The organism is Streptomyces xingningensis, assembly GCF_054957865.1.
In genome coordinates this window covers 16,878-31,435 of record NZ_JBDJPF010000071.1, presented here as the reverse complement: position 1 = coordinate 31,435, position 14,558 = coordinate 16,878, and the positions used below count along the sequence as shown (strand labels likewise).

At 72.7% G+C, this 14,558-nt stretch carries 14 protein-coding genes; 4 read left to right on the top strand and 10 right to left on the bottom strand.

The window, feature by feature from the left end:
* Window positions 1-134 precede the first annotated feature (134 nt).
* The 10 genes from ABCR83_RS28050 to ABCR83_RS28005 are packed head-to-tail and all read right to left on the bottom strand — an operon-like array spanning window position 135 to window position 10,545.
* Window positions 135-893 carry a class I SAM-dependent methyltransferase gene (locus ABCR83_RS28050; RefSeq protein WP_462698011.1) on the bottom strand — a complete coding sequence of 253 codons (759 nt, stop codon included), beginning with the start codon at window positions 891-893 and terminating at the stop codon, window positions 135-137.
* Window positions 874-2,163, bottom strand: a complete 1,290-nt coding sequence (locus ABCR83_RS28045; protein ID WP_462698010.1) for a lysine N(6)-hydroxylase/L-ornithine N(5)-oxygenase family protein — start codon at window positions 2,161-2,163, stop codon at window positions 874-876. Before ABCR83_RS28045 ends, ABCR83_RS28050 begins: the two co-directional genes overlap by 20 nt.
* Window positions 2,164-2,176: 13 nt before the next feature.
* Window positions 2,177-3,439 (bottom strand): MFS transporter, encoded by a 1,263-nt coding sequence (locus tag ABCR83_RS28040; RefSeq protein WP_462698009.1) that lies wholly within the window; start codon window positions 3,437-3,439, stop codon window positions 2,177-2,179.
* Window positions 3,429-4,322: a hypothetical protein gene (locus tag ABCR83_RS28035; protein ID WP_462698008.1), complete on the bottom strand. Its 894-nt coding sequence runs from the start codon at window positions 4,320-4,322 to the stop codon at window positions 3,429-3,431. Before ABCR83_RS28035 ends, ABCR83_RS28040 begins: the two co-directional genes overlap by 11 nt.
* The gene (locus tag ABCR83_RS28030; protein ID WP_462698007.1) at window positions 4,319-5,620 is read right to left on the bottom strand and encodes an ATP-grasp domain-containing protein; all 1,302 of its coding nucleotides are present in this window, start codon (window positions 5,618-5,620) and stop codon (window positions 4,319-4,321) included. Before ABCR83_RS28030 ends, ABCR83_RS28035 begins: the two co-directional genes overlap by 4 nt.
* Window positions 5,617-6,852 (bottom strand): ATP-grasp domain-containing protein, encoded by a 1,236-nt coding sequence (locus tag ABCR83_RS28025; protein ID WP_462698006.1) that lies wholly within the window; start codon window positions 6,850-6,852, stop codon window positions 5,617-5,619. Before ABCR83_RS28025 ends, ABCR83_RS28030 begins: the two co-directional genes overlap by 4 nt.
* Window positions 6,849-7,475 carry a 2OG-Fe(II) oxygenase gene (locus tag ABCR83_RS28020; protein WP_462698005.1) on the bottom strand — a complete coding sequence of 209 codons (627 nt, stop codon included), beginning with the start codon at window positions 7,473-7,475 and terminating at the stop codon, window positions 6,849-6,851. Before ABCR83_RS28020 ends, ABCR83_RS28025 begins: the two co-directional genes overlap by 4 nt.
* Window positions 7,476-7,478: 3 nt before the next feature.
* Window positions 7,479-8,120, bottom strand: a complete 642-nt coding sequence (locus ABCR83_RS28015) for a 2OG-Fe(II) oxygenase (protein ID WP_462698004.1) — start codon at window positions 8,118-8,120, stop codon at window positions 7,479-7,481.
* Entirely contained in the window at window positions 8,114-9,181 is a 1,068-nt protein-coding gene (truD, locus tag ABCR83_RS28010; RefSeq protein ID WP_462698003.1) for a tRNA pseudouridine(13) synthase TruD, read from the bottom strand. Before truD ends, ABCR83_RS28015 begins: the two co-directional genes overlap by 7 nt.
* Window positions 9,182-9,186: 5 nt before the next feature.
* Window positions 9,187-10,545, bottom strand: a complete 1,359-nt coding sequence (locus tag ABCR83_RS28005) for a hypothetical protein (RefSeq protein WP_462698002.1) — start codon at window positions 10,543-10,545, stop codon at window positions 9,187-9,189.
* A 274-nt stretch (window positions 10,546-10,819) separates the two neighbouring features.
* Between ABCR83_RS28005 and ABCR83_RS28000 the strand changes: the two genes are divergently transcribed.
* Genes ABCR83_RS28000 through ABCR83_RS27985 form a run of 4 tightly spaced genes read left to right on the top strand, consistent with a single transcriptional unit; the run spans window position 10,820 to window position 14,558 of the window.
* Window positions 10,820-11,923 (top strand): aminotransferase class I/II-fold pyridoxal phosphate-dependent enzyme, encoded by a 1,104-nt coding sequence (locus ABCR83_RS28000; RefSeq protein WP_462698001.1) that lies wholly within the window; start codon window positions 10,820-10,822, stop codon window positions 11,921-11,923.
* Entirely contained in the window at window positions 11,920-12,549 is a 630-nt protein-coding gene (locus ABCR83_RS27995; RefSeq protein WP_462698000.1) for a 2OG-Fe(II) oxygenase family protein, read from the top strand. Before ABCR83_RS28000 ends, ABCR83_RS27995 begins: the two co-directional genes overlap by 4 nt.
* Entirely contained in the window at window positions 12,546-13,220 is a 675-nt protein-coding gene (locus ABCR83_RS27990; RefSeq protein ID WP_462697999.1) for an AAA family ATPase, read from the top strand. Before ABCR83_RS27995 ends, ABCR83_RS27990 begins: the two co-directional genes overlap by 4 nt.
* Before the next feature lie 3 nt (window positions 13,221-13,223).
* The gene (locus tag ABCR83_RS27985) at window positions 13,224-14,558 is read left to right on the top strand and encodes a B12-binding domain-containing radical SAM protein (protein WP_462697998.1); all 1,335 of its coding nucleotides are present in this window, start codon (window positions 13,224-13,226) and stop codon (window positions 14,556-14,558) included.

Genomic DNA, 14,558 nt, shown 5'->3' with positions numbered 1-14,558 from the left:
AGGTGACATAGCGGTCGGCCTCCCCGGTGAGCCGGTCCATACCCTCGGTGAGCTCGTCCATCGCGATCACCGCGCCTCGGCCAAGGGGTGAAACGCTCTGGCATTCATCACCGATCGTGATCGAGGGGACAGGCTCAGCGCAGCACCAGCAGATCGAGTCGGGTGACGACCGGCTCCGCGGTGCCGCCCGGCTGCGACTCGCGGCGGGCGGCGGCCGCGAGCCGCTCCACGCCGCGGGCGAACTCCTCGTCGGTGAGCCCCCGGAGCAGGGTGTCGGCCTCCCGGCGCAGCCTGCGCGCGAATGCGCCGGCGCTCGGCACGGTCCGCTGGGGGACGGTGGTGAGGGCCACCCGCGCGAAGCCCGCCGTGCCGAAGGCGGCGCACGTCTCCTCCACCGTCGGAAAGGTGTCCACCACCGCCCTGGTCTCGGGGAAGAACCGGACCATCGCCAGCCCGTCACAACGGCCCGGGAAGACATTGCGGATGAGGACAGTGGCCCGGGGGCGGAGCACCCGGCGCAGTTCCCGGGCGGCCGCCGGCAGGTCGGCCAGGTGCTGGACGACCATGGACAGCCAGGCGCCGTCGGCACAGCCGTCGGGCAGCGGAAGCGCCTCCGCGCGGCCGTCGAGAACCCGCAGCCGTGGATGGGCGGGGATCAACTCGCGCATCGCCGGGGCCGGTTCGACGGCCACCACATCGATGCCGAACCAGTCGGCCAGTGCCGTGGCGAAGCCGCCGGTGCCCGCTCCGAGGTCGAGGACGGTACCGTCCGGCCGCGCCGAGAGGTGGCGTTCGATGGCCGTACGCCACTCCCCCAGGCCCTCGCGGGGCAGTTCGCGGGCGTGCCGGTACGCCTCGGCAATGCGGGCGTCGTCATAGGGCGGTTTGGACATCCGTGGCTCCCGGGAGGCTCTTGCGCAGTCCGTCGAGGATCCGCGCGGCGCGCAGGGACAGCAGGCTGAACGACCCGGCGTCCCCGATGCCATGGGTGGATTCGCACAGTCCGTTGAGGAACAGCGGGGCGTCGCCGGTGTGTTGCGGCTGCACGCTGTAGTCCGCGTTCACGGCCAGGTATCCGTCCTCGTCGAAGCGGAACCGGTCGACCACACCGGACAGCAGGGCCGGGTAGGGCTCCTGGCGCGGACCGGGTCCCAGATCGCGGAATCCGGTGGCGAGCACCACCAGGTCGGCCGCCGCCCGTTCGCACCGTCCGGTGCTCCGCTCCTCGATCCCGAGGATCACCCGCCCGTCCCGTATCCCGGCGGTGCGTATCTCGCGATGGCCGCGGACGAAGACCCGCTGGTCGCCGTCGAGCCGCTGTTCATAGATGCGCAGATAGAGCTCGTGCAGCACATCGGCGTCGCTGGCCGAGTAGTTGGTCGGCCGCAGATACGCGTCCAGATCCCGCTTGGCCGCCCGGCCGGCCCGGAAGTAGCGGTCGGTGAACTCGGGGAAATAGCCCTCCTCGCTGAACGGGCTGTGGTCCTTGCCGCGCAGGCTGAAGGAGCGCGCATAGACGGTGACCCGGCTGCCGGGGAAGCGCTTGGACAGGTCGAGGGTCAGCTCGACGGCGCTCTGGCTGCCGCCGACCACGGCGATCTCGCCGGGTGGCCCGGGCAGTTGGCGCACCCGGGGCAGATAGTCGGTGAGGTGGACGATCCGCGGGCTGCGCAACGCGGCGAAGGGCGGCGGCACATAGGGGGTGCGCCCGGTGGCCAGCACCAGACAGCGGCCCTCGGCATGACGGCCGTCCGCGGTGCTGACGCGGTAGCGGGGCGGCCCGCCGTCGGCGCGGGCGATGTCCACCACCGGTGCGCCATAGTCGACCAGGTGGGCGAAGTGCCCGCCCGCCCACCGGACATAGTCGGCATACTCCTTGCGCAGCGGGAACTCGACCGGCAGGTTGAGGTGTTCCACCAGGCGGTCGTTCTCGAAGAGGTAGTTGAGGAAGCTGTAGCGGCTGCGGGGATTGCGCAGGGTGACCAGGTCGCGCGAGGGGTGGTTCTGGGTGTTGGACCCGTCCAGCAGCATGCCGCCCTGCCAGACGGGATCGGTCCGGGCCTCCAGGAAGCGGGCCGTGAGCTGGGGCGCCTCCTCCTCCAGCGCGATGGCCAGGGCGAGGTTGGCGGGTCCGAAACCGATGCCGAGCACATCATGGACCATGGGCGGCTCCTCCTCATTCGCGCAGGCAGCCGGCCGGCAGCCGGGGCGCGGCGTACAGCAGGGCGGGCACGGTCAGCAGCACCGCTCCGGCCAGGACCGTCCACAAGATCGCGTAACCGGCGTCCAGCAGGGAGGTGAAGATCAGCGGTGCGGCGACGGTCGCCAGGCCCCAGGAGGTCTGGAACAGCGCGCTGTAGCGTCCCTTCAGCTCCTGGGGTGCGGCCTGGTTGGCCGCGGCCGTCATCAGCGGCATGGACAGCACCTCACCGATGACGCCGGTCACGGACCCGACCAGCACCCAGGTCACCACATAGGGTTCCGACAGCCCGTGCACCGGCGCCAGCAGCACAAAGGTGGCCGCGAACACCAGGCCGGCCAGCACCAGCACCCGCAGTCTGCTGTGCCGCTTGGCCCAGTGCACGGCCGGTTTCTGACACAGCGCCAGCACGATGTTGCCGCCGACGATGGACGCGCTGGGCAGCCAGGGCGGGCCGTGCAGCGAGGTGACGGAGGCGAGCGGCAGGATGACGACCAGGCTGGAGGCCGCGAGCGCGAAGAGCACCTGGGCCACGCACATCATCAGATACGGCCGGTCGCGCAGGACCGGCCGCCACCCGGGGTGGTCGCCCTCCGGCGCCTGGGCCGCCCCCTCCGCCGGCGGCTCGCCGCCGCGCAGCAGCGGGCGGCCGAGCGCCGCGAGGAGCACCGCGGCGGCGACCACATAGGAGACCGCGTTGAGGTACGCCACGGCATGCAGCCCGGACACCGTCCCGGCCAGGGCGCCCGCCAGGCCGGCGCCGGCGCCCAGGCCGATGATGCGGATCACGTTCTGGGTGGCGAGCAGGCCCTCCATGCGGTCCGGGACCAGGCTCGCCAGCAGCGGGGTGTTGGCGGTCCAGAACAGCCGGTCGGCCGCGGCCGTCACGATCGCCAGGACGGCGACCTGCCAGGCCGAGCCGACCAGTGGATAGAGCGCGAAGGTGGCCGTCCGCAGCAGGTTGCTGACGACCACGGCGAGTGCCGGGCCCGTCCGGTCGACCAGGGATCCGCCGAGCGGTCCGGCGAGCAGGCCGATCAGACCACCGAGGGTCAGGGCGCCGCCCGCCTCGGCGAGCGGGATGTGCTGGGCCCTGGAGAAGAAGATCAGCCCGAAGGGCATCCACAGACCGCTGCCGATCGAGTCGATGCCCATCGCGATGAGATACAGCCGCCGCCGGGCGGCGGATGCCGCGGCGGTGGTGTCGGTCTTCCCGGGCTCGGTGGTGTCAGTCTCCATGTGCTGCTTTCTGTCCGACGGCGGGCTCGACCCGGGCGGGATCCTTGCGCAACTCACGATAGAGAGTCAGCCACTGCCGGACGCTCCCGGTCAGCCCGGCGGCGTCGATCACCGCCTCCTCCCGGGCCCAGTCGGCCTCGTCCACCGGCTGGATCCGTTCGCTGGCCAGCACCCGGCGGTAGAAGGGGTCGTCGCCGGTGCGGGCGCCGCCCATCAGCTCCCCCACCTCCGGCAGGCACAGACGCAGCCCGGGCCGGGCGGACCAGCGGTGCAGATCCGCCTCCCCGGCCAGGCCGAGGCGGGTGACGAGGGCGAGCGTCATGCCCTCGGGGTCGCCGCGCAACTCGCCGGAGTCGACGAGGAGATGGGGCACCCCCCGCGCCCGGCACCGGCCGATCTGTTCGCCCAGCGACTGCCAGCCGCCCTCGAACGGGGGAAAGGTCGTCGCGCCGCCGAGTTCGCCCAGCACCCGCAGCCTCGAGGAGACACAGAGGCGGGGGTCGCGCATGACGAACACCACCGGGGCGGTGGCGGTGGCGGCGAGCCGGTCGAACCGTTTCCCGTCGAGCTGGAAGCTCATCTCCTTGACCAGCAGTCCGGCACCGTCGGGCACCCGCTCCAGCGGGACGCGCTCACCGCTCGCCACCTCCATGGGGTGCAGCAGGATGCGGGCGAGTGCCGCGTCCCCGTCCGTGCCCCAATAGCCCGCCTCGAAGGGTTCATGGCAGTGGTAGCCGATCGCGGAGTGCTGCCAGAGCAATCGGGCCACCACGGTCGAGCCGGTGCGCGGCGGGGAGATCAGCACGATCCTGGTCCGGTACGCCGCCGTCAGGCGCCGCGCCACCTCGTCCCAGGCGGGGGTGCGGGCTTCCTCGGTGTTCACTCGGCGTTCGCTCCCTTCGGGTCGTCGGGTTCCGGCGCGGCGCGGTGCAGCGATATGCCCAGGCACCGGCGCATCCGGTCGATCAGGCGGTCGCCGCGTTCCATCGCGTCCGGCCAGTCGTCGCCCTCGACCACATAGCGGGCCAGCGGCTGCCCGGCGTGGCAGGCGGCGCCCGGCCGCAGCCCGTGGTCATGGCGGTCCACCACCCGGAAGTCGGCGCCGCCGGTCCAGCCGAGGTCGATCCGTGGCCCGAGCCTGCCATTCACCACCGGCATGACCTTGCGGACGGCCAGGGTGCGGCCGCCGTCGTAGGCCGGCACGGCGGGTGTGCGGCCCTGGTGGACATCGAGGATGTGGTCGGCGAAGTCCACCCCGGTCAGCCGCTGGTACAGCGAGGGCATGATGCCGCCCATCACCCGGGGGTTGACCTCGACCAGTGCCGGTCCGGCCGGGGTGTGGACCAGCTCGATATGGAAGATGCCCATCCGGAGGTCCAGCACCCGGCACACCTCCTCGGCATAGCGGAAGCAGGCCTCGGTCTGGGCGGCGGTCAGCCGGGCGGGCATCGCCGCGCCCAGTTCCAGGCACTCGTCGGCCGCCGCGCGGGAGCGGCCGGAGAGCATGAAGCGGTGGGTCCGGCCGTCCAGGACGCCGAGTTCGGCGGAGACCAGCGGGCCGGTGAGGTGCTCCTCGACAAGGATGCCCCGGCACAACTGGGCGCGGATCTGGGCGGGTTCCCGGTGTGCCCCGGCCAGGATGGCACGGGCGGCGGCCCGTACCGCGGCCGGGGTGTCGGCGCGCCGGGCGAACAGGCTGTCCATGCCGCTGACCGGCTTGACCACCACCGGGTGGCCGATCCGGCCGGCCGCGGTGACGGCGGCCGCCTCGTCATGGACCAGGGCGTGCCGGGCGCCGGCCAGTCCGGCCGCGCGGATCAGCTCGCGGCAGCGGGCCTTGTTCCGCGCGGCGTGCACTGCCGCCGCGCCGGTGAACGGCAGCCCGAGCCGTTCGCAGGCGATGGCGACGGCCTCCGTCGCGGACTCCAGCTGGCAGACCACCGCGTCGACCGGCTCGGTGTTCAGCACCGGCCGGACGGCGGCGGTCAGCAGCTCCGGGTCCGAGGACACCGGGACGTCCACCACCCGGGCGCGGGCGAACAGGGCCCGGACCCGGTCGTCCACCGAATAGAGCCGCCGTGAGGCGCCCCGGACGAAGGTGACCCGGTGTCCCAGTTCGAGGGCCCGCTCCAGGGTGTGCAGCCCTGCCTGGTTGGTGTCGGCGAACAGGATGTGGGTCACCGGCCGTCGTCCTCGGGTTCCCAGCGGGCGGCCCGGTTCCACCAGGCCTCGAACTCGCGCAGGGCACCGAGGAGATCGGGGCCGGAGAGGGTGAAGACCACCTGGGCGACGGTGTGCGAGACCGACCGGGGTCCGTGGTAGCGGCGGCCGGTCACGCCGCTGGTGTCATAGCGGACCACGCCGGGCAGTGGGCAGTGGTCCGGGAGCCGGCGCAGGACGCCGCGCCGGGGCGGCAGCCAGCCGAAGCCATGGCGGCGGCGGAGGGGGCCGACGGCCACCTCCTGGGAGCGCCCCGCCTGTCCCTTCAGCCCCGCCTCGTACAGGCTGGTGTCAAAGGACCGGGCGTATGCCTCGACGATGCCCATCCCACCCGCCCGGCAGGCGATTTCACAGAGCACGACCCCGCGGTCGGCGGTGTGGAAGAACTCGGCGTGGAAGGGGTGCAGCCCCGGGGGCGGCGGCAGTGCCGCGACGACCTCGGCGGTGCGCTCCACCAGGGGCCGGTACAGCGGGTGTTGGGCGGGAAGCATGCCGCTGACGCTGGGCCGGGCGTGGCGCATGGTCTCCCACTGGGTGTTGAGATAGGCCGACGGGCGGCACTGCAGCACCTTGCCCCGGTGCATCAGCCCGTCCACATGGAAGGTCGGTCCCTCGACCCAGGCCTCGGCGAGCATCGGCACCCGGGCGGTGCCCAGCCGGGGCCAGCCGGCGGTGAACTCCTCGAGCGCGGCGGGCCCGTCGAGTACGGACTGGCCGATCGCGGAGCCGCCCACGGGCCGCTTGACCACCGTGGGGTAGCCATGGCCGGTGATGAACGCGGCCAGTTCGGCCGGGGTGGTCACCTGGCCCATCGGGGCGACGGGGATGCCCGCGTCCCGGGCGATGGTCTTCATCACCCGCTTGTCGGAGTAGGCGTCCGCACCGGCCGCCGACTGCCCGGGCAGCCCGAGCCGTTGGCGCACCCGGGCGGCGCGGGGCAGGTCGAACTCCGCGGTCGTCAGGATGCGGCGCACGCCGTGCCGCCGGCCGAGCTCTTCGATCCTGGGCTCGAGCTCCGGGCTCTCATAGTCGTCGACGGCCTCCAGTTGCCGGAACCGCCGGTCCCGGCCGTCGGCGCCGCCGCCGGGCAGCACGGCGCGGTCGGTGAGCACCACCAGTTCCTCGCGGCTGCCGGGAAACCACCGGGGGAGGTCGTCGAGGATCCTTCTGCGGTTGAGCACCAGCAGGGTCATCGGGTGCGCCAGAATTCGAGTTGGAGGGTCATCCGTTCCAGCGTGCCGCCGGTGTCGACGGTGGCGATGTTGTGCCAGCTGTGCGCGCTGCAGGTGCGGGCGACGCAGTGGCCGCCGTAGGGGACGACCGTCTCCTCGGGTGCCGGCGCGTCCTTGGCGGCCCAGGCCTGGAAGCCGCCCCCGTACTCGGCCCGCCAGCCCTCGGTCAGGTAGATCGCCATGCTGAGGGCCTTGGCTGCCTTGCCGGTGTCCACCGTGGTGTAGTCGCGGTCGCCGAAGACATAGAAGCCGGCGGTCATCGGCAGGGTGCGGATGTCGGTGCCGCTCTGCCCGGACAGCCACGCCTTGAAGCCGTCGGACAGGGCGCTGTCCAGCAACTCGGACCAGGCGGGCGGCAGTTCGGCGGTGGGCGGGGTGCGGGCGCCGTCCTCGAAGATGCCCAGGCGCCACATGTGGTACTGCTTGCGGTGCTGTTCACCGACCTTGATCTCCCGGCTGAAGAGGTCCCGGTCCGGCTTGGCGGAGTTGAGCCGCCGCAGGTCCTCGGGGGAGATCAGGCCCCCGGCCGTGAAATAGGTGAACGGCTTGTCCCTGCGTTCGAGCCGGACGCCGGTGTCGAGCATCTGTCAGTCCCTTCCCTGCTGTCCCTGGTGCCAGAACTCGAGTTGCACGGTGAGCCGGATGGTGTCCGCGGCGGCCCGGACCGGGGAGACCGAGTGCCAGGAGGTGCCGGTGGGCGGGAAGGCGAGGAACTGCCCGCCGCGTGGCGGGATGCGGCGCACCGGTTCGGCGTCGGGGTCGTCGCCGGCCCGTGCCTCGTACTGCCCTCCGGCGTCGGCCGGCCAGTTCTCGTTGAGATAGAGGATGGCGGTGACGGCCTTGGTGGGCTTGTCCTTGTGCACGGAGATGAAGTCGCCGTCGGCATGGGTGTAGACCCCGATGTCGAGCGGGAGCCGGCGCAGCGCGAGGCCGGTGCCGCGTTCGAGCCAGCCGGTGAACGGTTCGCTCAGCAGGTCGTCGAGGAGTTCGGTCCACTCGGCGGACAGTTCGGTGGCGACCGTGGTCCGCTCGCCGTGGCGTACCAGGTAGGCGAGGTTCATCGCGTACTGCTTCTCGTGCTCCGGGTCGGTCCGGGCGATGGTGCGGGTGCGGTGCAGGGGGGCGGTCGCATACAGCGCCCGGACCTGGGGGGCGGTGAGGGTCCGCTGGGCCAGGTGGACCACAAAGGGGTCGGTGATGTGCTCGAACCGCGCCTCGGTGTTCAGCACTGCGGCTCTCCTTTCCCGGTGCCGGTGAGCAGGCCGGGGGTGAACAGCTGGCGTACCGCGGCGGTGGCGTAACTTCCGGACGGCAGGAAGAAGTTGAGACCCACCTCGTGACCGCCGGGCAGCCGCCGGTCCGGCCGGTGGCCGGAGAAGCCGACGGTGGTCTGTACGACGGTGGGGCGCGCGGACTGTCGGGCCTCAGGGGTGCCCCGGTCGTAGGTGTACCTGGTGCAGGGCAGTTCACGGGCCTGGGCCAGGACGTCGATCGCCGCGTCGATCGAGGTGACATAGAGGTAGTCGAGGCCGTCCAGGCACAGCGGCCGGGTCCGGCGGCCGGCCGTGCGGGACACCAGGTCGCCGAGGAGCGCGTTCCAGCCGTGCGAGGCGTGCGCGGCCAGGTAGAAGGAAGTCGTCCGGGGGTCGAGCGCGGTGAAGAAGTCGCGGGGCGGCCCGTCCCAGCGCCGGGCGTCGGTGCTCTCCGGGGCGTTCAGGGCGGCGAGTTCGCCGAGCGCGGTGTGCCAGTCCCCGGCGAGGATGGCGGCGCCCACCAGATGGGTGCGTTTGGGGCCGCCGGGAACGCCGAACCGCTGGGTGTCGTAATAGTTGAGGAAGAAGAGGTTGATCTTTCGCAGTGCGGCCAGTCGCTCCGCCGTCGCACGGTCGAGTCCGCGTACGACAATGGCGAATCCATTGCCCTCGAGCCGCCCGATCCGCAGCGGTTCGCTGCCGTATCCGTAGTGCCGGAGGTACAGCCACCGGGACGGGGCGTCCGGTGCCGTCACGGTGAATTCCCGGGCGGTTTCGGAAAGGGTGCCGTGGGGCAGGGCGATGAGCTGTTCGGTGATGCCGTCCTCGTCCTTGAGACCGCCATAGGTGATCTCGCGGCCGGCTATGCCGAGTTCGCCCGCGATGAGGCGGACCGCCTCCATCGTGGTGTAGCCGCACTTGTGCAGGGTGAGATAGTGCTGTTTCGCCCCGGTGGCATCGGTGGTGCAGGGCACGACCATATTCTCGCGCACCAGGAAATCGTCGGGGGAATGCTTGAGTACGGGCTGTGGTGACACGGCCGTCAACAACTCCGCTCGGTTGTCGTGGCTGTTGTGATGGCGGCGCCCAGGGCGCGCAGCGCCCTCGGCAGATCCGGGTAGCCGCGCGCCAGATGACCGGCTCCCCCGATCACCGTGGGCCCGGGGACGGTGAGCGCCGCGAGCAGCAGTACCGCGGCGGCGCGCAGATCGGTGCCGGTCACCCGCTGTCCGGGGCGGTGCGGGGCGCTCGGTCCGTGCACCCGCAGGGTTCTGCCGTGCACTCGCGCGTCGACGCCCAGCCGGACCAGTCCGGGCACCTGGCCGAAGCGGCCGCCCCAGACGGTCTCGGTGAAGGCGGACGTGCCGGTGGCGTGCGCCGCGAGCAGGGCGAGGAAGGGCTGGCTGTCGCTGAACACCCCGTGTGAGGCGACGGTCACCCGCACCGGCCGCGGCCGCTCGCCGGGTGTGACGGTCAACCGGTGCCCGGTGTGCTCGAGTTGGATGCCCATGCGCTCCAGGACCGCGGTCTCCGGGGCGAGGGCGCGCACGGCGCGGTCGATGCCGGGCCCGGTCAGGTGCAGCGGCCCGGCGGCCGCCGTGGCACCGGCGCAGATCCAGGTGACGATTTCGATGAGGTCGGGCACCAGGCTGTGGCGGCAGGCGCGGGACAGCGCCCCGGGCCCCCGGCCGCGCACGGTCAGCGTGCCGTCCGGCGCCCGCTCGATGTCGGCGCCTAGCTCGCGCAGGACGTCCACCGCATCGGACACATCGGGTTTGGGATACGGGTGGCGCAAGGTGCTGGTGCCCTCGGCGACGGCGGCGGTGAGCAGGGCCATCTTGGTGGCGCCCGAGTACAGCGGTCCGGTCATCAGCCGGCGGTCGGCGGTGTAGTCGAGCAGGTCGACGGCGCAGCCGCGCAACCGGCTCGCCTCGGCGACGACTTCGCCGGACGGGCCGACGCGGACCCGGGCGCCGAACCGGGCGAGCACCGAGGCGTACTGCTCGACGGGGCGGCGGTGGCGTTCGCCGTCCCCGATCCGGCAGCCGCCGGCCACCGGCATGGTCACCCTGCCGTGCCGGGCCAGCAGGGCCGGGAGGAGGTAGACGGCACCGTGGATGCGGGCCGCGGCCTGCGGCGGGATCCCGGTTCCGGTGAGCGTGGTGCAGTCGATCTCCAGTGTTCCCCCGGCCCGTTGGGCGCTGCCGCCGCAGCCGCGGACGATGTCGGCGAGCACCGTGCTCTCCACGATGTCCGGGCAGTTGTCGATCGTGACCGGTGCCCGGGCGGCGGCCGCGGCGGCGACCACGGTCACCAAGGAGTGTTTGAATCCGGACGTCGCGATGGTGCCGGAGTGCAACGGGCGGCCGCCGTCCACCAGGAGTGCGAAATCGTCCGTCAATTCGTCGGAATGGCCTTCGGTTTTCCCTGATGCGATTGCCGTCACCGAGTTCACGGCCCTTTCGGAGCGGCTGTGGTGGGATCTCAAGGAACGATCGGTCTCGTCGGTTCACGACTCTAGCAGGGGGCCGTCGACTCGGTCCAGGGTTCAACATACCCCCGCGAATACTACGGAGCGTAAAATCTTCGGCAACGCTTGACATCCTCTTGGGCGGGGCCCTCTACTGAAGTCGGCAGTTCAAATGGCTTGACTGAAACGGCTGTTACGGGGGTAGTTGCCGTTGACGGGCGGGGCAATCCGACCGGAGCGTTTTCTGCCGCTCCAGCGGCGCGCGGTCGACGCGCGAATCAATCTCAGCAGCAATGAGCTCATTCACCCGGGCCTCGAGGAAATTCTTGCGCCCATCCATCCTCAATTCACCACCGAATTGTGGCGGCGGTATGCGAACTCCGCCGAGACGGTCGGGCAGTTGGCCGAACGCTTCGGTGTCTCCGCCGACCGGATGGTGCTCACTCCCGGGTCCGATGCGGCGCTGCGGCTGCTGGCCGGCTACCACCGGGCGCGGACCGCGCCGCCGGGCCCGGTCATCCTGCAGGAGCCCAACTACATCGCCTGGGAGCAGAGCGCCCTGCTCCTCGGGCTCGGGCTGCACCGGGTCGGCGCCGACCCGGCGGATCCGGCGGCCCAGGGCCGGGCCCTGGTACGGGCCGCGCGGTCCTGCTCCCATGCGCTGGTCGCGGTGAGCGTGCCCAATGGCCCGGCGGGCGGCTGTCTTTCGCCGGACCATCTCGACGAGCTGGCCGGACTCGCCCGCGACCGCGGTCATCTGCTGGTCGTCGACAGCTGCTACCAGGTCTTCCACGGCCCGCTGGAGGCGCGGACGGCACAGGCCGGCGGGCCGGTGGTCGTGGTGCAGTCGCTGTCCAAATCGCATGCGCTCGCCGGGGCCCGCGTCGCCGTGGTGGTGGCCGACGCCGCACTGGTGGCCACCCTGTCCGCCGGTCCGCTCGAACAGGCCGTGTCGGGGCCGTCCTTGCTGGCCGCCCGCACCGCGGTCCGCCAGCACGCGCGGTTCGAGGCGGTCTGGCGCGACATCGTCGCCGCCCGCGAGGAGGCGGCGGCCCGGCTGCGACGCCGGGGGTGGCCGGTGCCGGACACCGGCGCCAACTTCCTGACCCTGCGGCTCGGTTCCGCCGAGCTGGCCGCCCGCAGCACGCTGCGGCTGTCCGCCGCCGGCTACCGCGTCCGCGACCTGTCCGGCCTCCTGGGCCTGGCCGGCTGCCTCCGCTTCACCATCGGCGACGCGGCCACCACGGCCGCCTTCCTCGAGGTGCTCGAGTCCGTGCTGCCCGCCGCCCCACTGGCGGAGGCGTCATGAACACCGGTCTGCTGGACGGGCCGTGGACCCGGCGGAGCGGTGCCGACAGCCCCTACCGCTGGCTGAGCACCGCGCCGGGCGAGCTGTTCCCCGAGGGAGCCGCCCGGGAGCTGGCGGCGGCCTTCCCGCTGGACGCGTACACCCGGCTGGACACCACCGCCCGCCCGCACGGCAAGAGTTACCGCAATTACTCCCGGGTGCTGGCCGGCCCCGGCCGGCTCACCGACGACACCCTGCCCCGGCTCTGGCACGACCTCCTCGCCCAGGCGCTGACCCCGCGCTACCGGGCGGCCGTCGCCGGGGTGCTCGGCCAGCAACCGGCCTCGGCCGTGGAGGTCCGCCTGGTGCGGCACGCGCGAGGGGACTGGCTGGGACCGCACACCGACCGTGCGGACAAGCTCTTCAGCCACATCATCTACTTCAACCGCGACTGGCGGCCCGAGTGGGGCGGCTGTCTGCAGATCCTGCGCAGCGCCCACCCCTCGGACGTGGCCGCCGAGGTGGTGCCCCGGCTGGGGGCCTCGGCCCTGCTCGCCCGGGCCGACAACTCCTGGCACCAGGTCGGCGCGGTGACCTCGGATCCGGCGCCGGAACGGCGGTCGCTGCTCATCCACGGCCTGCGATGACCACGCCGGAAGCCGTCGCCCCGGGCGCCCGGCGGATACTGCTGCTGGGCTGCCCCGGCTCCGGCAAGACCACGCTCGCCCGCGAACTGGCCCGGGCCACCGGGCTGCCGCTGCACCACCTCGACGACGCCTACTGGGCGGCCCACTGGCGGCGCCCGGACCCGGCGGTGTGGGCGCGGCGGCAGCTCGCGCTCACCGCGGGCGACCGCTGGATCATCGACGGCAACCACCTGCCCACCATCGAGCTGCGGGCCCGCCGCGCCGAGCTCGTCGTCCTGCTCGACGCCGCCGCACCCCGGTGTCTGTACCGGGTGCTGCGCCGGGCCTGGCGGATCGGCCGCCGCGGGCAGTGGGACGCGCTGCCCGCGCGGGTGCGCGCCCAGGCCCGCGCCGGGATCCCGGTGCGGGCCGGGCACGATCTGCCGCGGCTGCTCTGTCTCATCGCCCGCTTCCGGCGGCGGAGTTGGTGGACGGTGGTCGACCGCGCCCGCACCAACCCGGACACCGCGCTGGTGGTCGCGGTGGTACCGGGCACCTCGGCACGCCGGGTACGCCGGGTGCGCACCGGGCTCGCCCGGCGCGGCGTCCCCGCGCGGGTGGTCCCGCTGTCCGCCGTCCCCGCACTGGTCCGTACCGCCCACGGGCCCCCGGCCGACCGAGAGAAGGAGTGAGCGATGCGGGTACTCGTCGCCTGGCCGCCCCATGTACCGAGCTATTTCAACGCGGGCCATCACCTCCCCACGTTCACCGTCGCGGCCTATCTGCGGGCGCACGGCCACCAAGTGGACGCCGTCGACTGCGGGGCGCTCAACCAGTCCTGGAAGGAGTTCGGCGACCGCGTCTTCCAGGGCGGCCACCAGGCCGTGGTGCTGGTCAACGACTTCGATGTGGTCGAGGGCGTCCGCCGGGCCGCCGACTACTGCCGCGCGCTGGCGCCCGGGGCGCTGTTGCTGACGGTGGGCCGTCTGAGCCACCAGAACCCGGGCTTCTTCACCTCGCTGGACCTGGACGCGGTCGTCTGCGGCGGCGACTACGAGGCCGGGGTCTCGGCCGTGCTGCGCTGGGCCGGGGACGGCCGCCCGGCCGGGGCCGGGCTGCCGGGGGTGACGGTGCGCACCGGCACCGGCTGGCGGCCCCCCGGCGGGCCCGGCGACTGGCTCCCGGCCGACCGGTGGGTGCTGCCGGACGTCTCGGAAATCCCCTACGCCAGCTATGAGTTGCTCTACCGCAAGGACCGGAACAAGTTCTGCGGCATTCCCGAGCGCCGCGAACTGGTGGTGCCGGTGGCCCGGGGGTGCCCGGTCGGCTGTGACTTCTGCGATGTGCCGCCGATGCAGGGGCTGCGGGAACGCCGGATCACCGTGGACCGCGCGGTCGGCTACATCCGGGACTGCTTCGCCGGACACCCCTTCGAGTATGTGGCCTTCTACGCGCCGACGTTCACCCTCGACCGGCCCTGGGTGAGCGAGCTGTGCCGCCGGCTGCGCGCGGAGCCGCGCCACTATCCCTGGAAGTGCGCGACCACCCTGCACCACCTGGACGAGTCGCTGGTCGAGGAGATGGGGGCGGCCGGCTGCGTACGGATCAGCGTCGGCGTGGAGACCTTCCAGGAGGCCGCCGCCGACCGGCTGCCCCGGGTCAAGCGCCGGACGACCGAGCGGTTCGAGCGGGTGGTGGGCTGGTGCCACCGCTTCGGGATCGAGCTCAACTGCTTTGTGATCGTGGGGTTGCCGGGCACCACTCCGGAGGGGGCCAGGGCGACCATCGAGGCGGTCGGCCGCGCGGGAGCCCGTGCCCGGCCGACGCTCTACACCCCGTACCACCGGATGCGCCCGGACATGAGCGAGCGGGAACTCAGCGGCTTCAACCGGCAGACCTTCGTGGACGCCGACCGGGTGCGCGCCGACGGGTATGAGCCGGCCGAGTATCTGCGGCTCGTCTTCGGCGGGGACGACTACCTCACCCCGGCGACCGCCCGCATCCCGCGCAGCGCGCGCGCCGGGGCGTGA